The 20,095-nt window shown below is 49.4% G+C and carries 11 protein-coding genes and 1 tRNA gene; 6 read left to right on the top strand and 6 right to left on the bottom strand.

The features are described from left to right. Positions 1–5 precede the first annotated feature (5 nt). The 4 genes from tmk to EIH22_RS03445 all read left to right on the top strand — a co-directional run bounded on the left by tmk (position 6) and on the right by EIH22_RS03445 (position 3,693). Positions 6–611 (top strand): dTMP kinase, encoded by a 606-nt coding sequence (tmk, locus tag EIH22_RS03460; protein ID WP_124054398.1) that lies wholly within the window; start codon positions 6–8, stop codon positions 609–611. Then, positions 608–1,819, top strand: a complete 1,212-nt coding sequence (locus EIH22_RS03455) for a DNA polymerase III subunit delta' (protein ID WP_124054397.1) — start codon at positions 608–610, stop codon at positions 1,817–1,819. Before tmk ends, EIH22_RS03455 begins: the two co-directional genes overlap by 4 nt. Before the next feature lie 137 nt (positions 1,820–1,956). Continuing rightward, a complete protein-coding gene (locus EIH22_RS03450; protein WP_235001754.1) occupies positions 1,957–3,498 on the top strand; it encodes an alpha/beta hydrolase in 1,542 nt (513 codons plus the stop codon). A gap of 122 nt (positions 3,499–3,620) precedes the next feature. Continuing rightward, positions 3,621–3,693, top strand: a tRNA-Thr gene (locus tag EIH22_RS03445). Between the two features lie 266 nt (positions 3,694–3,959). Here the strand turns inward: EIH22_RS03445 and EIH22_RS03440 are convergent. From EIH22_RS03440 to EIH22_RS03425, 4 genes are all read right to left on the bottom strand, one after another. Further along, positions 3,960–5,255: an alpha/beta hydrolase gene (locus EIH22_RS03440; protein ID WP_124054396.1), complete on the bottom strand. Its 1,296-nt coding sequence runs from the start codon at positions 5,253–5,255 to the stop codon at positions 3,960–3,962. 100 nt (positions 5,256–5,355) lie between these two features. After that, complete coding sequence (locus EIH22_RS03435) at positions 5,356–5,832, bottom strand: hypothetical protein (RefSeq protein WP_124054395.1); 477 nt, start codon at positions 5,830–5,832, stop codon at positions 5,356–5,358. 62 nt (positions 5,833–5,894) lie between these two features. Beyond that, complete coding sequence (locus EIH22_RS03430; RefSeq protein ID WP_124054394.1) at positions 5,895–7,223, bottom strand: alpha/beta hydrolase; 1,329 nt, start codon at positions 7,221–7,223, stop codon at positions 5,895–5,897. 22 nt (positions 7,224–7,245) lie between these two features. Beyond that, a complete protein-coding gene (locus EIH22_RS03425; protein WP_124054393.1) occupies positions 7,246–7,563 on the bottom strand; it encodes a hypothetical protein in 318 nt (105 codons plus the stop codon). Positions 7,564–7,975: 412 nt separating this feature from the next. Here EIH22_RS03425 and EIH22_RS03420 point away from each other — a divergent pair, with 412 nt between their 5' ends. Then, positions 7,976–16,054 (top strand): DUF5979 domain-containing protein, encoded by an 8,079-nt coding sequence (locus tag EIH22_RS03420; RefSeq protein WP_124054392.1) that lies wholly within the window; start codon positions 7,976–7,978, stop codon positions 16,052–16,054. A gap of 115 nt (positions 16,055–16,169) precedes the next feature. Here the strand turns inward: EIH22_RS03420 and EIH22_RS03415 are convergent, their stop codons facing one another. Next, on the bottom strand, positions 16,170–17,423 hold the full coding sequence (locus EIH22_RS03415; RefSeq protein ID WP_124054391.1) for an alpha/beta hydrolase: 1,254 nt from the start codon (positions 17,421–17,423) through the stop codon (positions 16,170–16,172). A gap of 232 nt (positions 17,424–17,655) precedes the next feature. Here EIH22_RS03415 and EIH22_RS03410 point away from each other — a divergent pair, with 232 nt between their 5' ends. Next, positions 17,656–19,137, top strand: a complete 1,482-nt coding sequence (locus EIH22_RS03410) for an amino acid permease (protein ID WP_124054390.1) — start codon at positions 17,656–17,658, stop codon at positions 19,135–19,137. 64 nt (positions 19,138–19,201) lie between these two features. On the opposite strand, the gene EIH22_RS03405 is transcribed toward EIH22_RS03410, so the two are convergent. Then, positions 19,202–19,993 (bottom strand): sulfite exporter TauE/SafE family protein, encoded by a 792-nt coding sequence (locus EIH22_RS03405; protein ID WP_124054389.1) that lies wholly within the window; start codon positions 19,991–19,993, stop codon positions 19,202–19,204. Between the last annotated feature and the right edge of the window lie 102 nt (positions 19,994–20,095).

Here is a 20,095-nt window from a genome sequence, read left to right as displayed (position 1 = left end):
GAACGATGGCAGGGTTGTTTATTTCTTTCGAAGGTGGCGACGGCGCTGGAAAGTCTACCCAGGTTGGGTTACTTGCAAAGTGGCTTGAAGAGCGGGGAAAAGAAGTTGTTTCCACGCGTGAGCCCGGCGGTACTGAGTTGGGTGCACAGATTCGGAACTTACTCTTGCATGGTGACCACGTATCTCCGCGTGCAGAAGCCTTGCTTTTCGCCGCGGATCGAGCCCACCACGTGGAGTCGAAGATTAAGCCTGCGCTGGCTCGCGGCGCAGTAGTGATTACTGATCGCTACTTTGACTCCTCGGTTGCTTATCAGGGAGCTGCACGATCGTTGGATTCTGCCCAAGTTCGAGATCTTTCCATATGGGCGGTTGAAGGTTTGCTACCTAAGCTGACGTTCCTCCTTGATGTTCCAGCCCAAGAAAGTTCTAGTCGCATCGACGGCGAGCTGGATCGAATGGAATTGGCAGGAAGCGACTTCCATTGCCGGGTCCGTGACGAGTTCCTTGCGCTAGCTAAGGCAGAACCACAGCGCTTCGTCGTCATCGACGGTACGCAATCGATCGAAACAATCGCTGAACAGATCAAGCTTTCAGTGGAGCCGCTACTGTGAGCGTATTTCAGGAGCTAGTGGGTCAGGCGGAGGCAATTGAAGAAATTCAGCGTGCCTCCGCTGCCGCACGTTCGATCGTGGCCGCTAGCGATGGCTCACCTGCACATAGCTCTGCAATGAGTCATGCATGGTTGTTTACGGGGCCACCCGGATCAGGTCGATCCTATGCGGCACGTGCTTTTGCGGCAGCCCTTCTGTGTTCGGGGGACGAACCAGGATGCGGTGAATGCGCTGGTTGCCGTGCAGTACTTGCCAACAATCACCCCGATGTTGATATCGTAAGTACCGAGTTGGTGACGATCAGTGCTGACGAAGTGCGAAGCTATGTTTCGAAGTCTTATCTGGCACCTTCTTCAGGGAAATGGCGAATCTTTATTATCGAAGACGCCGATCGCATGATTTCCCGAACCACTAATGTGTTGCTGAAAGCAATTGAGGAACCAGCACCTCGAACAGTATGGATGCTCTGCACGGCAGCTGTAGCTGATGTTCTTCCCACGATTCGTTCACGTTGCCGTAACATCAACCTTGTTACCCCAGACGTCGAGGACGTAGCACGGCTTCTCGTTGAGCGCGACGGAGTTGATCCAAAAGACGCGATGATTGCTGCTCGAGCATCCCAAGCTCATATTGGTGTGGCACGGGCGCTCGCGACGGACCCTGAAGCGGGTTTGTTGCGGAAAAATACCCTTGATGCCTTGCTTTCTGTGCGTGGGGTGGGAGACGCTGTTGTAGCGGCTCAGCGACTCCTCGATGCGGATGCGATGCATGGTCGTAATGCTAATGGAGCAAAAAAGAAGGGTTCGAAGGCATCTACCGAGTCTGATCGGGATGCCGAAGCGCGCGAGAAAATGATGGATGCGTTGGGACTGGACTCCTCGGGTCGAATTCCGGCTTCAGTGCGTAGCCAACTAATTACAGATAAAGACAACGCAAAGCGGCGTCAGACGCGACGTGAGCGAGATATGCTTGACCGCGAGCTGATTTACATGCAGTCATTCTTCCGTGATGTTTTGGTAGTTCAGCTGGAAACCGGAATTAACCTAGTTAACTCTGACTATGAGCAACAGGTTTATCAACGTGCCCAAATGCTTACTCCTGAACAGGCGGTCGAAAAAATCGATGCGTTGAGTTTGGCTCGTGAACGATTAAAGGGCAACGTTGCTGCACTTCTTACGATGGAAGCCGCGCTGATTTCAACGCGTTAAGATGTTGAGACGAGTGCGGGGGAGGATATTGCAACTGTTGAGTTTATAGTTCCCCACATATCCGACCACGGTATGGTTTTTCCACAGTTTTCTATCCATAGGTGCATCGATACCGTCTTTTAGCATACGGTAGTACTGTGAAAAAGATTCGTTATGCTGCTGTTATTTTGGCGATCGGGCTGAGCCTGTCTGCATGTAATTCTGCTGATCAGAAGAGTTCTCAAGGCGACGGTGCCAAGGCTTCCGTTGAAGCAATTGATGCCAAGATGCCCGAAGTTCCTGCTGGTTTGGAAGATTTCTATAATCAGAAAGTTTCGTGGGAAAAATGTGGTACGGGGCTTGAATGTACAACATTCAAGGTGCCGTTAGATTACGCCAATCCCAAGGCTAAGACGATTACCATCGCTGCAAAGAAACGTAGAGCCGATGAAAAAGCAATTGGCTCTCTGTTCGTAAACCCAGGTGGTCCTGGTGGTGGTGGTCAAGAAATGGCTGAATCCGCGGCGCAGTACCTATCAGATGATGTTCTGAAAAACTTCGACGTAATTGGATTCGATCCGCGCGGAGTTGGAGAGTCCACACCGGTTGATTGTTTAGATGATGCGGAGCTAGGTAAAGGGCTAGAGGCATCCTTCCCAAAGACGGCTGAAGGCCAAGATCAATATAAGCAACAAATGCAACAAGTTGCTGCATCATGTGGTCAGAAATCGGGCGATCTTTTAAAGTTCGTTGGGACCGAAAGTGCTGCTCGGGACATTGACGTGATGCGCCAGGTCCTAGGAGATCCGAAGCTCTACTATGTTGGCTACTCCTATGGAACATCACTCGGTGGAATGTATGCGGATTTGTTCCCAAAGAACGTCGGACGGGTTGTGTTAGACGGCGCGGTTTCGAGCAATGCCACGAACTTTGACCAAGCTATGGCTCAGGTCAAGGGTTTCGACGATGCTTTTACGAGTTACGTACAGAAGTGCTTGAAGGGTGATGATTGTCCATTTAAGGGTTCTGTGGACGATGCTCGGAAGAAGGTTGCGGATCTATTTGAAAGCACCTTAAAGGAACCAATTCCAACGAAGAACGTAGAGCGGCCACTTACCCAAGCCGCGTTGATGCTTGGAATCATCACCCCGCTCTATGACGATTCGTCTTGGCAGCTACTTTCCCAAGCATTTAGCCAGGTATTTGAAAAGAACGACGGATCGATGTTCCAGCTCTTCTTTGATGCTTACACTGGTCGCCAAGGAAACAAGTTCACAAATAATTCAATCGAAGCTAACTGGGCAATTAACTGTGCTGATCAGCCAGCCTCTGGCACTGAGACGGACTGGGATGCTGGTGCAAAAAAGATCGCCGAGGTAGCTCCAGTGTTTGGTCCGACCTTCGGCTACGATGAATACCTCTGCTCGGCTTGGCCCTTCCAGCCAAAGGAAAAGCACAAGGCGTACGAAGCAAAGGGTTCTGATCCGATCGTCGTCGTTGGTACTAAGGGGGATCCCGCGACCCCATACCAGTGGGCAGTGGATTTCTCCAAGGCTTTGGATAACAGCGTTTTGGTGACCTATGAAGGTGAAGGTCATACTGCTTACGGACGTTCGACCACGTGTGTAAGCGAACCGATCGATCGGTATTTGTTGAATGGAACAACACCTAAAGAAGGGCTTTCCTGCGCGGCTAAGTGACCGATAGACTGCGGGATCATTGGTAATATTCCGTGCTAAATGTTACATCTGTATCCAATGCAAGGACTGCATTTGAAATTAGTCCTAAAAATTAGGTACATTAAGGACGCTGCATTTAGCAGGCCGCCTTAGCTCAGTCGGTAGAGCGTCTCACTCGTAATGAGAAGGTCGTGGGTTCGATTCCCACAGGCGGCTCTGAAAATCCCCCATTTCAATCAGAAATGGGGGATTTTCGTACATGTTTTCTTCAGGGATTGATTTTGTCCTATCAGCCCAGAATTTACTACTTCGTCATCATCTGCCAGTTTTTCAAATCTAAGTGATGGTAAAATCGAGCAAAATCCAGGGAGAGTCCATGAAATCTAAGCTTGTTTTACTAAGTAGGAATTTTGGTTATAACCCTCCTATCGGTTAACCAAAATTGGAAAACCTCAGCTGATCCCCAAGGCTAATTACTCAATCTACTTCTGTCCGTTAGCAGATACCGGGGCAAAACCGCGCAGGTTCTGACCAAGCCACTCATAAGCTGGAGTTTCGCTCTCTCTGTAGACTTCCCAGCGGTGTGTACTTCCCTGAATCTCGTATACGGTCAACGACGTCGGTGCCTGCACCTTTGGCTTGAAATTTAAATAACTCTGGCGATTCTTTCGGTCGCGTTGCCCCGTAACAACGAAGAGCTTCACATCTGGTTTCTTAGTAGCGGCGATTTCACCAAGATCATAGTTTGGATCATTTTGGCGATCCCATTCGTACCCTGGCGCATACTGTGGCTCAAAATATCCAGATTTAGCGATCGCTGCCCCGAAAATATCTGGGTGGCGCATAGCTAGCAACGCTGAACAGTAACCGCCTGCGGAGAATCCTTCTGTAGCCCAAGCATCGCGTGACGGAAGGACTCGCAGGTTAGTCTTAATCCACTGGGGGAGCGTCGTCGTCGCCCATGTTTCAACTGCAGCCCCGGGAACGTCCATGCACTCCGTATCCAAGCTCTTCGGGAATAACGACGGTGCTACGATAATTGCTTCACCGGTTGATCCTTTTTTAACCGCTTCGTTGAAGTGGGTATCCGCATTCAAAATGCTTGGGTATTCATCTGGGTTGCCTGGAACGCCGTGAATAGCAATAAGTACCGGATATTCCCGATTTGGGTTTTTCATGTATGACGGCGGTAGGTAAACGAGCGTTGTACCGTCACCGCGCTCACCCTGACCGTCGATCTCTGCTGTGATCCACTGGCCATTCGCATTCGGGTTAATTCCAGGAAGTGCTGGATTGGAAAGAGGATTGCGCTGGAGATCGGTCAACCTCGATTTAGGCTCGGGTGCCGTAGGTGCCTTGGGTTTATGGGGATCAGCGGTATTCCCAACCGTTGTAATAGAAACCGAGTTATCGAGCTTCCCAAAGAGATCATCCCACGAGGCATACCACAGAGTGATGTGATTTGCGGTAAGGAAAAGCACTACCACGGTGTAGCCAGAGCAGATCGCCATAAATAAGAATTGCTCAAGGTACCGAAGTTTCAAAAATCGGCTCTTTGGTTGCTTTATTGACGATTTGCTGCCGTCAGCAGGTAAATCTGTAACTGCCTCAGTTGCTTCCTGTCTAGTAACATTGCGCTCCGCGGTAGCTTTTTCGAATCGATTGATGCGTCGCGACCATACCCAAGGGATGCCGACGACGGTCCATAGCAAAAGGAGCACAAGAATTCCGCCCGCTACGAGTAACGTCGTGGTATCGAGTAAGCCAAGTTTAAGCATTCGATATTCCTTCAAGATGGGGTGCAACGGAAAATACAGTGGGCAAAGTAAGGTTTAGAAGGACTTAGGTGAAGAACCCTAGTTGTAGAACGTATCTGGACTACAGGTTGATAAGTCGGTGGAAAAGGTCATTCCAGTCTCTAAACCACAAGGTGTTGTGATTGGCCACAAGGATTGCGATCCAGATTGCTAGACCACAGCATAGTGCGGCCCCACAGGCTTGACTTATATACCTTTTAACTACGAACCGACGCGGTAGTTTGACTATAGACTTTTCGATGGTCGAGGGTTTAACCGCGTCCAGAGAATCGCTCTTCGTATCATTTCCACCAGCGACGCTGTCAGCCACAGATCTGTCAGCTAGAGGGCTTTCACCTGTGGAGCGATTTGCTACATCGTCTTCAGCTACAGCGCTTTCGTTCCGGATTTCAGACCCCGAGGGAAGCGTTGTGTAGTAGTCGTGAATACGACGTTTCCACAGGTAAGGAAGTCGAAACGACGTCCATCCCAATGCCACTAGAAAGAGGAGGATCGATGCGACTAGCGTTGAAGTGTCCACCAGACCAAACATTTGCATAGTTGCATTCTAATTCCCACCGTACACTTGCCCTATCATACGGTGGGTTGATTTTTGTGGCGTTACTTTCCGCTAGAACTGGTAGCGAATCCTGGCAAGTTTTTGCCCAGCCATTCGTAAGCAGGAATAGAGCTTTGACGATAGATTTCCCATCTGTGGGTACTGCCCGGAACCTCATATTCGGTCAGCTCAGTCGGGTACTTCACATTGGCTCTAAATTCTTCGTAACTGTCTCTAAACACCCAGTCTTGCTTACCGGTCACTACAAAGAGCTTGACCTTTGGTTTATCTTTCACCACCTCTCGCAGCAAATACCGTGGATCCTGCGGATCGTGCCATTCTTTACCTTCGGCATAGATTGGCGCAAAGTACCCGGCCTTTATAATTCCAGCGCCAAATATTTCTGGGTGGCGAACAGTAAGCATCGCCGTACACCATCCGCCCGCTGAATACCCTTCCATTGCCCAGTAGTTACGATCGTCTTTTGTTCGTAAATTTTGTTTGAGCCAGTTGGGAAGCGTCGTCGTCAGCCATGTTTCCATCGATACTCCAGGTATATCCATGCATTCGGTGTCGAGATTCCTTGGGAACGGTTCGGGGACGACGATGATCGCTTCCGCCGTCGTACCTTCGCGTACAGTTTTTCCGTAGTAGCGGTCGACGTCAAGGGCATCGCGGAACTCCATCGCAGATCCAGGAATGCCATGGAGTGAAATCAGTACCGAGTAGGCTCGGTTTGGTTCACTAAGATAAGACGGCGGTAGGTAGATTAGTGTCTTGCCCTCACCAAGTTCTCCCTGTCCATTGATTCTGGCTCGAATCCAAACTCCACGTTTTTCTTTCTGATAGCGCGCTAAAACAGGGTTGTTGAGTGGAGCCTTTTGAAGCTCGGAAAATTCAACCGGAGTCTGTGCGGCGGGTCGGGCATTCGCGGACGCTGAAGGGGTATTTGAATTCTCTGCAACCGGTGTACCGGCTTGGGAATCGCTCGGTTGTTGAGACTCGGTCGAGCGAGGGTCAATTCCTTCGTTCGTCGTCGGTGTTGTGGTAACGGCGTGAATTGTTGCATCGTGCTCAAGCCGGTTAAAAAGGTCGTCCCAAGATCCGTACCAAACTGAAATTCGATTGGCGACTAGGAACAACGTTGCAACCGTGGCAAGAGCGCAAACAATTACATAAAAGGCTTGTTCAAAGTAGTTCCTTAGTGTAAGTCTTGCTTTGCTAGAGGATTTGCCAGGTTTTTGAGTAGCTCTATGCTCTTTGTTTACCGACTGTATGAGTCGTTTCTTCCAAATAACAGGGAGTCCGAAAGTTACCCATAGTCCAGAGACCGTCGCGATAATGGTGGCGACGACGATTGGTCCAATGCTAAGTAGCGTGAAGTTTTCCATATGTTTCGTTTCCGCTAGATCGTCAGAGTAATCCGATTTGGTGGAAGAGTGCCCTCCACGAAGGGAAAACAAGCGTATTTTGGTTTGCAAGTACTACTGCTACGATCACGGCACTTGCGCAGCAGGAGAGTAAACCGAAAGCTTGCCCTAGTCGATACAGCAGACCGAATGCCCACTCTGGAAGAATAGGATCGATATCCTTATTGGAATTTTCTTGGCGCTTCTTTACGTGTTGTGACCAAAGATAGGGGAGTCCTACGATCGTCCACGCAAAAATTGCGAATGAGGCAATGATGATCGCAATGATCGTGGAGGTATCGGAAATTCCAAAAGCATGCATAGAGAGATTCTAAGATGAACTGCCAATAAATACGTGGTGAATCTCGATATTGTGGCGCGGGATTGTGAATCGAATAGCGATAGCTGATTATCGGGTTCGTTTCCTTAGTGAACTGAATTCTTCTCTACGCAAAATGGTATTAAACGTCGCATTTTTCCGATATGTATGGAAAAGTGGATACTGTTAATATTCAATTATCATTGCATAGCACTAAAAGCGCTTAAATGAACGGGCTATCCGTCGCTTTGCTTTGTATATTCCTTAACTCGCAGTACACAAAATATTTCAGATATTTGTGCACTACATCTTGATCAATGGCAGATTTCCGATTTTTTAATGAAGGAGATCCTGCCAGTAGCGGATCATTATATATCTTGTAAAAATGTAGTAGTCTAAATTCGGAGTAATATAAATGCGCAAGCAAAAACGACTCGGTTTCGAGCGCTCTCCTCAAGCCACGTATTTCACGTTGTCACACAAGGCCTTTGCGTTGTTCAGCACGCTAACGCTTTTTGCCACAACGTTTGTTTCTGCCCTTGCCTTTCAGCCAACAGACTCGGCACAAGCGGCCACTGAACAACCGGGTGCGCAAACGCTGAATATCGGCAGCGTGTCAGGGCGAATGGGGCAAGTTACCGTTAATAACGATTCAACTCAAAGCGCCCCTGATTACTCCTATCTTGATTGTGTCCGGTATGGATATGGTACTGGTACAGTGGGAACAACTACGTCGCAGCCAAGTTGGCAAACTGCTACTCGTGCAGATATTTGGTCTTATGTTTCGCGTGGCTATAGCGTCTCGTGTGGTCCAAACATTTCAGTAAGTGATACCTCTGCGTTGGGATTCCGCGCGAATAATCCGGGAAATGTAGTGGCGGGTTCGCAATTCTTGGTGGGAACTATGCGCCACAATAACTTCCCAATCCAGACCACGAATCGATTCGTGCACGGCTCAATTGATTTGAACATCAATGGGAACGTTGAGAGCTTTCCATTTGATCAAGAAGAAACCCCGAATAACGAGGTACCGTCCACAGTTGCTAGGAAGGGTGGTGCCTACAATTTAGTGGCATGGCCACAGGGCGAACCGGGCTCATATGTTTGTTACCAAGGTTCCTTAGCCGAAAGCGTTGATGGCGTATGGGGTTGCTACCAGTACGTGGGAGAAGGCTATGGGTGGTACGACATGTACGCCGATGTTGACTCTAACGGCTATTTCCAAATCGATAACCATTGGTATCGCTACCCTGGTATTAAAGGAAGTGCTGATAAAGCTCCGTCTTCGGATGATGTTCTTCGTATCAAAAAAACAACTGCTACCAAGATTGTTATTGATTCAAATGGTGTTCCATATCGTCTAGTTTTATGGGGCTTTGTACCGGATGCCGATGGAACTTGCCCAGATACACCACCTGCAAATTCTTCTCCAATTGACCGTTTCGTAACTAAAGAAGGTCAAGTTTCCTACGGTTGCCTCTACGGGTCTTTTAACCAGGAACGAATTCTAACGATCAAGAAGACTGCCACGGCGGATGCAAATTCCCAAAATGTATCCATACCAAAGTTTTCGTTTACGGAAACCCTTGGCGTTAAATCCCATGAAGTTGCAGGAGCTCCTTCAACACTTTCAACCAGCAAGACATTCCTGCAGAGTGGGTCGATTCCAGATCTGCAACCTGATGGTTTAGGAGACGCGCAGGCGGCTTCGTCACAATCATATTCTTTCCTTGTTGGCCGAAGCGACTTTACAATTACCGAAGACGCTCCAACTCCGCTAGGTGGAGATAACTCCACCGGTTGGCAACTTAAGTCCATGAAGTGCGTAAATACTGCTGGAGATGATGTACCGGTTGATTACGATCTCACTAAGCGAAGTATTAACTTCGAACGAGTTGGTTTAGCTCCCAACGAGCAGAGCAATGGCATTATTTGTACCTTCCATAACGATTACCAGGCAAAAACGAAGCTCACCTTAAAGAAAGAGGTTACGAATAACCTTCCACAGGTGACAGGCAATGAGTGGACGCTCTTCGCACTGGGAGTTGCCAGCGATGCCGTTACCAAAGACCAAACTTTTTCTGGAACTTCTGGAGTAACTCAATGGGTTCCATCCGGAACTTATTGGCTTTCTGAACTGGCAAATACCAAAGTTATTGGCTTTAGCCAAAAGTCTTTGGTGTGCACTGATTCCTCCGGTCAATCAGTACCAGTTGATAGCTCTGGGAACGTGAAATTGGCCGACGGTGCCGATGTAACCTGTACTTGGAATAACGAATTCCGCACCGGATCAATCAAAATTACTAAGGTTTTGAATGATCCTGAAAATGGCTTCACAGGTGGAAGCGCTCAAGTATTTCCAATTTCTTATTCGTGCGGAAACTATAATGGAATAGACTACTCGGGAACCGTGCAGCTTGCTGCGGGTGGATCACAAACGATCGACAATCTACCGCTTGGCGCCCAGTGTAAGGTGAACGAAGCCCAGCCCCAAGGGTACGTTAAAGATACGTCGTTCGTATGGGCACAGCCAACCTATAGTGCGCTATCCGTAAGTCCTTCGAATGACACTGTTCCGAATGTGACTGTTACAAACACTTTGACGCGCAATATGGGCACCCTTGTTATTAGCAAAGAGGTTCGCCCTGCCGATAGCAGTATTCCGGCAGGTTACGTAGGAACCACTAAGTTCCCGATTAGCTATTCGTGTACGACGTCGGGTACCCCTTTTACAGGCACCGTTAACGTTGCAGCTGGCGGAAGTGAAACTGTGGCAGTGCCGGCTGGCTCAAGTTGTAGCGTGACTGAGGCAAAGCCAAGTGTTCAAAAAGGTGAATTCTCTGCTCCGTACTATGTGTGGAAAGATCCTTCTTTATCCGCCTTTGTAGATGCCAACGGTAAGGCAACAAATGTTGTTCCAACTAATGGTGAATTGAAAACCACGGTTACGAATACATATGACGTAGAGCGCCGAAACCTCACAATCAAAAAGTCGGTAGTAGGTCCGAACGGTGACGCTACAACCGGATACGTTGGTACGAGCTCGAATACTTTTAATGTCAACGTGACTTGTGGTGATGAGTTTAAATATGCGGTTGACGTTGCCAATGGTGCGCAGCAAACAATCAGTGTGCCTAATGGAGTTAGCTGCGTTGTCTCCGAAGCCAATACGGATGCAAACTTCAACGAGTCGTTACTTCAAGCTGACTTTGATTGGAACCGCGATGCCACAAAGTATCTTGATTCTGCTGGCAAGGCGCTAGCCAACAATACGATCGCAGTGTTGGATGATAACTCTGCTACCGTCGTCGTCCAGAACGAAACGATAAAATCTTACGGTGGGATCGCCGTCGCTAAGGAAGTAAGCCCAGACTTGGCACCACTGAACTCAAATGAAACCTTCACCTTCACGGTAACCTGTGATGCACCAGCTCAAGGGGATACCCAGAATTACAGTGCAACCATAACTCTTGGTGCAAACCAGGTTTGGCGCAATACCGATAAAAAAGTACCTGCAGGAACCAACTGTACGGTTACGGAACAAGACGTGAAGGGCACATCTGTTGGACTGATCGACGAATCCTACCGCTGGGCAGGCACTTCGTGGCGAGTTGATTACGGAGTTGAACATAACGGATCTTCAGGAAATACGAATAGCACGGTAGTTACCGCTCACGCACAATCAACAGACCAAGCCCACCCATTTCCGCGCGTGACGTTCACGAATACATATGAGCGCGTATATGGAGCATTTTCGATTGAGAAGAAGCTTGACGTTCCTGCTGCTAACCCTGAAGTTGGAGCGGCTCTGACCTACACCGGAACCTGGCAGTGTGTTTATGGCGAAGGTGGTGAAACCGTAAAGGGAACGTGGTCGCGCGTTGGGCGTGGTGTTGCCACTCTAGCGGTGACATCTGGATCGGCAACGTTGAGCGCTGATGGAACAAATGCCAACGTCTTATATGGCTCGCGTTGTTCGGCAACGGAAAATGACCCGGCCGCACCGGATGCCTCAAACCCATCTTTTTATTGGGTTCACAATACCGTCAGCAGTCCTGTTTTAGTTTCCTCAACTATGCCTGCTGCTAAGCTCATCATCGATAACGAAATTGCTAAGTACACTGCCGGAATTACCTTGACGAAACAGGTTGAGGGTGGCAGTGCCGGCGAAGCCTTTGATGCGGGGGCCCAGTTCAGCTTTGATTTCACCTGTACGTCCCTTAGCGGAATTATTTATAAAAACACTGGTCAAACAATTGGCGTGGATGGCTCGATAACGTTGACCCCATCCTCTGGTGACCCGATCGCTGCTGGCTCAACCTGTACGGTCACCGAGTCCAGCACTATGCCTCCAACTAAGGATCCATACCGTTGGGACCAAGTGAAATTTGATGTTTCCGGCGTCGGTATTACGAACATTACGACGACGGATCGAAGCGTCACGTTCACACTACCTGCGGATAGAGCTGTCCAAGCTGCTGTTAATGCCACGAATACGATGTCTGAACATCGTGGAAAAGTGAGCGTCCATAAAGTCGTCGCTTCAGAAAATAAAGCACAGGGCTTCGTGGGCGGAACTCAAGAACTGTTCTCGATGAGTCTTCAGTGCTCGCGTCCAGGTGTTCCGGGATATTCATTCCCAGCAAAAACTGTGGCAGACGATGGAACTGTTTCCTATGACGTTTTGCTCGGAGCGTCGTGTAGTGTAGTGGAAACTACGCCAACTGGCGGACTGAAAGACTCTTCCTATGTGTGGGGAGAATACACCGTCTCTCATACAGGAACATCTACAACCGATTCGAAGTTGCTCGTGACAACCGAAGGCGACAACGGTACGTTCACCGTAACGAACAAGATTGATCGTGCTTATGGAACTGTTGCGCTTCTCAAAGAGATAACTGGAAATGTGGCTGCGAGCCAACTCGGACACGACGTTCAATATTCGGGAGCTTTTACCTGTACGCACGACGGCGATGCGCCCGTTAACGGACAATGGTCTATCCTTGGTCCTGGTAGCGCTACTGTAACAGCACAAGATTCCACAGGTAAGACGGTTGACTTAACGAAGGAAAATTCACTTCTGCCACTTAATGCTTCGTGTGTTCCAACCGAATCTGCTCCAGGCGCTACTGCTACAAATCCGACCGGGGCACCTGCCGTCGGCAACCCCTCTTACGTGTGGGGTAAATCGGGTGTAACTGCGGAAGTGAAACCAGCTACCGTTGAAGCAGATTCAACAAACGTGATGGTAGTGAAGAACGAGATTCTTCAGCTTGAGTCGAAGGTGAATATCTCCAAGACCGTTGATGGCGAAATTACGGGAATGGCTGATCCTCAGCAGAAATTTTCCGTCAACGCTTCGTGTGTTGATCAGGCAAATGACGTTTTTGACCCACGCCGAATTGACGTGACCAATGGTGAAACCGTTTCCTTCTTGCGAACTGTTCCACGTGGTTGGACGTGTACGTTGAGTGAAGGTGCGCTTGGACAAGATTCGCTTAAGGATGCCTCATATCGGTGGAAACAACCTACGTTTGCAGTATCCGTGGACGGTAAGCCTTTAACACTTACCAATGGAGACACGTTTACAGTTCCAATGGACGCTGCATCGATTGACGTGAGCGTTACGAACCATATTGAACGCGTAACGGGAACCTTGGATATTCTCAAGCAGTATGGATTGACTGCGCAGACCGGTGGTGTCAAAGATACGGCTCAATTCTCAGGAGCATACCAGTGTGTATATCAAGGTCAAGAGGTGGCTCGGGGTTCGTGGTCTCGAACAGGTACCGGTGCCGCTGAATTGATCAATTCCACGACGGGTGCCAGGCAGACGCCACTTCCATTGACGACCAGCTGTACCGTTACTGAAAGCACTCCTACTGCACAGGGATTAGTGGATGCTTCATGGTCTTGGACTCAACCGTCGATAGCGTATTCACAGGCGGACGCCGGTTCAACGGCAGTTCCGACCGCCGCAATTATCGCTTCGGAAACGACACCGGCAACTGCTACGGTGACGAACGATGTGCAACGTGTTTACGCGCCGGTTGAGGTTTCGACGATATTTAATGGAAATGAATCCATCCTCAAACCAGGCGGAAATATTAACGTTGTGTGGAGATGCTCCTCTCCAACGAATACTTCTGATGTTTTGGAGGGTTCACTGGTTTTGCCTATCAACAATGGCTCGGTTCGATTGGTTGATGAATCAGGTGCTGACTTCATCCCAGTTGGGTGGGAGTGCCGTGTTCGTGCCAAGGAATTAAACAAGAACGCCTTCCAGGATTCTTCGTGGGCTTGGAACGAGACAACGTATGCGGCGGCGTCGGTGCCAACTGGGGCAACCCCAGGTTTCGCCCCGCAGTCAGGTATATGGTCGATCCCAACTCAGGTTGGAAACACAACTCATCTCCGGGTGATCACTAGCCCGTTACGTCAATATGGATCAATTGATGTAACCAAGGTTGTAACAGGTGCGGTTCAGCAGTCTCTTCAGGCAACCAAGGAAGCTGCAACAAACCAATACTTCGGATATTGGACGTGTTCGGCGCAGGATGGGACCGTCAAGACTGGTTCATGGTACGTGCTCGGAGCGGGGAAAGCACAGATTCTTGCCAATGAGGGTGATACTCAGATCCTTGCCGGATCAAACTGTATTGTCACGGAAAATAGCCGACCGTCGCAGCCGGTATCAGTGGATGCCTCCTACGAATGGACGGTGCCTATGGGCAATGTTCCGATTGAAGCAACAAGTTCAGTGGTTGCTACTGACCAACTGGCTTCCTTCACGGTTACAAATGATACGCAACGTTTCTTCAGCAAACTTAACCTCGGGAAGGCTCCGATTGCAGGAGCTTCAGAAGGCGCTGTGCCAAATGGTATTTACAAGGTTGGGTATATTTGCCGTGCTGGAGATGGAACCGAGGTTCGCAATATCGTTGATGTAACCGCAGGCGGAACACGTGTTTCAACTGGTTCAGTTATCCCACGCGGAGCTGCTTGTAGCGTTGCGGAAATCCCGCCGGGCTCTGATACTACAACCGTTGGTGGTGTAGCTATTGACCGAACAGTTGCAGATCTCAATTTGGTAGATCCGGCTAAGTACCAGTGGGATCCGAATCAAAAGTTTGTGATTGACGGCGCTCCTGTGGGCGATGAAAACCACGACGGTTTGCACAACACCTTCACGTTTGATCTTTTGGGAACTCAAACAGATGTGGATGTGGTTAACACGATTGTGCCGGCTGCTCAGGTATCCAAGACCTATGTTGGTACCCATCAAAATCTGGTCAACGGGCAGTGGGACGGCACTTGGAATGTTGAATATCAGATCAAGGTCAGCAATCCATCGGTAAATGGATCAACGAGATATTCGCTTATTGACCGTCCAGAAGTTCCGGCTGGGGTGGCACTCGAGTACCTGAAGGTTGTTTACCCTGATTCGAACCCTGCTGATTCAACCCCTCCTCAGACGAAGATCTTTAGGAGCCAGCCGAATACTGCAGCTGGTGAAGAAGGTTTTGTTGATCACGGTGGAAAAGCTGACGCGGTGATCGTGGCTGAACCAACAGTTCAGCCAGACGGTACAGTGGTAGATCCACGTCGTCAGCTGGGCGCTACTAATCCGGCAGCATCGGAAACCTATACGGTGATAATGAATATTTCGAATCCTACCGGTGATGGAGTCCTGCGGCCGGACGCCCTTCCACAGGTCAAAGATCAATGCGCGGTGCGCAATGAGACGAGTATTCAAGATATTCACAACACCGCTTTTGTTAGCTCGGCTGGTAAGACGCTCACCGATGGCGACTGTGGTGCGATTCCATCTAACTTCGCTGTGAAGAAAGAAAATACGAATGGCGACGCCGGTGCAACGGTTGTCAAGAACACCGACGGTTCGTACACGGCGAAGTACACTGTGACGGTGACGAATAAGTCGACGTCGATCACTTCGGGGATTCCTCAGGATGTGACTGATACCTTGACGATTCCCGCTTCGGCTCAGTTACGGAATGTAGCGGTAGGGGAAGAATATTTGGATCAAAATGGCGTGATGGTTCGTAAAGACGATATCAGTAGAGCCGATGTAATGGCTGGTCAACCGTGGACTCTGGCTAAGGCGGATCCACTTGGTGAAGTTCCGCTGGCTCCGGGTCAGTCACGGGTATTTACCGTCTCTATGAACTTCGTGGTGGACACTGAGCACTCCTTGTTCAAGGTTTCCGATTTCCAATGTGTGCAATCGGGCGTGGCGAGTTCAGGGCCTGGTATTTTCAACCGCGTCAGCATGGAAAACGATTCGGATGGAGAGGCAAATAATACGGCGTGCCAGAATGTGATTCTGCCCGAACTAGTAGGCGATTTAGCTGCTCCTTCCCCACACCTTGCGAAAACCGGATCGGCTACTTTGTGGCTGTCTATGCTTGGGATATTGGCTCTGCTAGGGGGTGCAACGATACTCAGTCGCCGTCGTGCGCTCGCGAGTGAGTGAGTCTTACAAGCGGTCTTTATCGAACGAGTTAAAAGTACTCGCGTCACTGAACAAAGGGTGAAAGTGTGGGGTCGGAGCGGTCAATCGCCGCAATGACCCCACACGTGCATGAGCATCACTCGCTGTATTTAAATCCCGCAAGTGTTTTTCCAAGCCAGGCGTATGAGCGTGCCTGGCTATTTACCCAGACGTCCCAGCGGTGCGAACTGCCACCTACTTCAAACTCAGTAAGAGTTGTAGGTGCTTTGAGCGCTTGTTTGAAAGCGTCGTAGCTAGCGCGTTTTGTCCCATCCTTCTTCCCAACCAGCACGAATAGTCTAGTGTCTGGTGCACCCTTAGCAACTTCAGCGAGTAGATAGGCGGGATTATTAGGGTTGTCCCACTGCACGCCCTTGGTATAGTCAGGAGCAAAATACCCTGAACGCACGATCCCGGCACCGAATATGTCCGTATGCTTCATGGCAAACATAGCTGAGCACCAACCGCCAGCTGAATATCCATCAACTGCCCAGGAATCACGCGAATTATTGGTTCGCAAGTTAGTTTGGACCCATGACCGCATCGTCGTCGTCACCCAGGTCTCGATGGTTGCACCTGGAACATCTCTGCATTCGGTGTCAAGATTCTTAGGGAACACCGTAGGTGCCACGATAATAGCTTCCCCTACTTCTTTCTTACCCACAGCTTCTTGATATTTTTCAGCGGTGTGCATGATTTCGGTAAAGCCTGCAGGTGATCCTGGCACTCCTTGGAAAGCAACCACCACTGGGTAGGCGCGGTTGCTCGAGGCTAAGTACGACGGCGGTAAATAGATATACGTTGTACCGTCACCTCGCGCACCTTGACCGTCGATATTCGTTTTTATCCATTGGCCTTGCTTAGACTCCGTGATTCCGGGTAGAGCAGGGTTGCTTAAAGATTCGGTTTGAAGCTTTGTAAAAGGTGAGTGAGTTTGTTTCGGTTGTGGATGGGATGTTTCGCCCTTGTTGCCTTCAGTGGGATCACCACCGCCGATGTCTTGAACTTCCACCTGTTGGTCCAGTTGTCCGAATAAGTCATCCCACGTTGCGTACCACAGAGTTGACCGGTTGAAACCGATAAAAGCAGTCCAAATAGCCAATAAACAGCATAGAATTAACGAAAGGAAATGAGCTAGGAAACGCCCAGCCTTGCGCATTCCGAGCCGGAAACGTTGTGTGCTTTGTGATCGTGGCGAACTTTCTTGACCGTATTCTTGCACCATTGCAACTTTTCGGATGCGGCGTTCCCATAGGTAGGGAAGTGCCACAGTGGTCCAGATGATCGATGCCGCGAGGATGATTATCGAAGCGATAAAGGTGGAATCATCGATCAATTCAAAGAAATTCATAATCTGATCATATTTCACGATCTATGTTTCATTTCTCCACCCGTGGGATGATTTCCGAGGTTAGTGGATGTATATCTATTTTCTTTATCGTAAGAATATAAATTGTTGGAATTGTGTTTGATGCCAGTGTTTCTTATGCCACATCGTGTAGGTGTGGGTTTACTCTATAGAAAGATGTACAGTCTGAATTGTAAATTATGCAATTTAGTGAATTATTAGACAAGGAACTGCCATGACAAGCAATCCTGAAACGGAAGCAGCCGAAGGTAACCTAAGCCGCGGTCTGCGTGCCCGTCACTTGAATATGATCGCAATTGGTGGCGCTATTGGAACGGGTCTGTTTCTTGCTTCTGGTAGCTCCATTATGGAAGCAGGCCCAGGTGGAGCACTTCTCGCTTATGCGCTAATCGGCTTGATGGTATTTCTTCTTATGCAGTCTTTGGGAGAAATGTCCACTTACCTCCCAGTAGCAGGTGCATTCGAGGAGTACTCAACCCGCTTCGTATCCCCCTCTTTCGGCTTTGCAACTGGTTGGAACTACTGGTTCAACTGGGCGATCACGGTCGCTGCAGAATTGGTAGCGGCCTCCCTGGTAATGAAGTACTGGTTACCAGACGTTCCCGCGTGGGTGTGGTCGGCAATCTTCCTTGCCATCCTCTTTACTATTAACGCTCTTACAGTTTCTTCCTTCGGTGAATCCGAATTTTGGTTCGCCTCAATCAAGGTTGTAACCGTCCTTATCTTCCTAGGGATAGGAATTCTGATGATCCTCGGAATCCTCGGTGGTAAATCTCCTGGTTTCGAGAACTGGACGGTTGGCGAAGCTCCGTTCGTTGGCGGCGCGCTTGGCGTTCTCAACATTTTCATGATTGCTGGATTCTCCTTCCAAGGAACGGAACTCATCGGCGTCGCAGCTGGTGAAGCAGAGCATCCAGAACGTACGATCCCCAAGGCGATCCGTGCAGTATTCTTCCGAATTCTTCTGTTCTACATCGGAGCAATCGCCGTCATCGGGTTCCTTCTTCCTTATACGGACAACCGCCTGCTCGCAGCAGACGTAGACAAAATCTCCGTCTCACCATTTACCCTCATTTTTGACAATGCAGGTGTACTTGCAGCGGCAACCATCATGAACGCCGTCATTCTTACCTCGATCCTTTCGGCTGGTAACTCTGGTATGTACGCCTCGACCCGTATGCTCTGGGCGCTTGCACGCGGTGGAAAGGCGCCAAAGATGTTCGGCAAGCTTAATAAGCGCAACATTCCAATGAATGCTTTGATTGCGACGACGGTTGTTGGTGCGCTTTGTTTCCTCACCTCGCTTATCGGTGATGGTCAGGCTTATGTGTGGCTCGTAAACGCCTCTGGCTTGGCAGGGTTTATTACTTGGATGGCGATCGCTTGGTCGCACTTCAATTTCCGTCGAGCTTACGTGAAGCAAGGAAATGATGTTTCTAAGCTTCCGTACAAGGCTGCGCTTTTCCCGCTCGGTCCAATTGTTGCAATGGTCATGTGTGGTTTTGTTATTCTTGGTCAGAACTACGAAGCAATCTTGACTAACCGAGACATGGTTGCGTTGCTATCGTCATACATTGGTTTGCCACTCTTCTTGGCATTGTGGTTTGGTCATAAGATTGCAACTAAATCTAAAAAGGTAAACCTCATGGAAGCGAATCTGAGCCGTAACGCTCCCGGTGTTTCGGTAGATAAGTAACCTCGATTTGAAAATAGTTAACAGCGTTCCTCGCTGTAAGCAACTTTAGTTGACGGCTCTTGGATCAATATCCAAGAGCCGTCAACAGCATCGTTGCCACTGCTACCAGTGCTAACAGCACGGCGAACGATAGTGTTAGGGTGGAATCTTTCATATTGCGAGTTACTTTGCTACCAACGGCACTTCCGAGCATCGATCCAAGGGCGAAGCAAAGGATTAAAGCGGTATCGATGTGAACGCTGGTACCAAGGCGTGCTCCAATCCCTGCAATAGCGGTAATTACCATGATAAGTAGGGAAGTTGCGGTTGCTGCCGGCATGGTGAATCCTAGCGTGAAAACTAAGATCGGAACCACCACAATTCCTCCGCCGATTCCAAAAAATCCTGTAAGCACACCGGTGATGATGGCAGCGATAGCAGCAACCCACAGCGGCCGGCTTTGAGCAACGTTTCCATTGGTTGGGTCGATCGTAGCGGTGGCGTCCGTCGGGTGCTTGTGGGATCTCAATGCCTTGGCAAACATCATGACGGAAATAGCAATAAGCAAGGTACAAAACGAGTACATCAGGAAAGACGCCGGTACTCGGACGTTCAAACGTGCTCCGAGCACAGCCCCAACCATACTAATCACCGCGAAAACGAAACCTTGAGACCACTGGACCTGCCGGCGTCGCAATCCGAGTGAAATTAGAGAACTAAACAGAACTATAACAAGGGAAGCGGCAGCGGCATCGTGCGCATTTTGACCGAGCAGGAAAACGAGGAATGGGATGGAGAGGATTCCCCCTCCAGCGCCGAGGGCTCCAACCACCACTCCGACGCCGATCCCTACGATGCTTGCTAGTGATAAGTTCATATTTGCACGTTATACCTTGGTTGATGGTCCTGTATCGTTCACGCCAAAATTCGATAGAATGATAGCGGTGCGCTTAGCGCATGACCAAACCACTTCAATTTG

Source organism: Arcanobacterium ihumii (genome assembly GCF_900604515.1).
Classification (GTDB): domain Bacteria; phylum Actinomycetota; class Actinomycetes; order Actinomycetales; family Actinomycetaceae; genus Arcanobacterium_A; species Arcanobacterium_A ihumii.
This window is presented reverse-complemented; position numbering and strand designations above follow the sequence as displayed.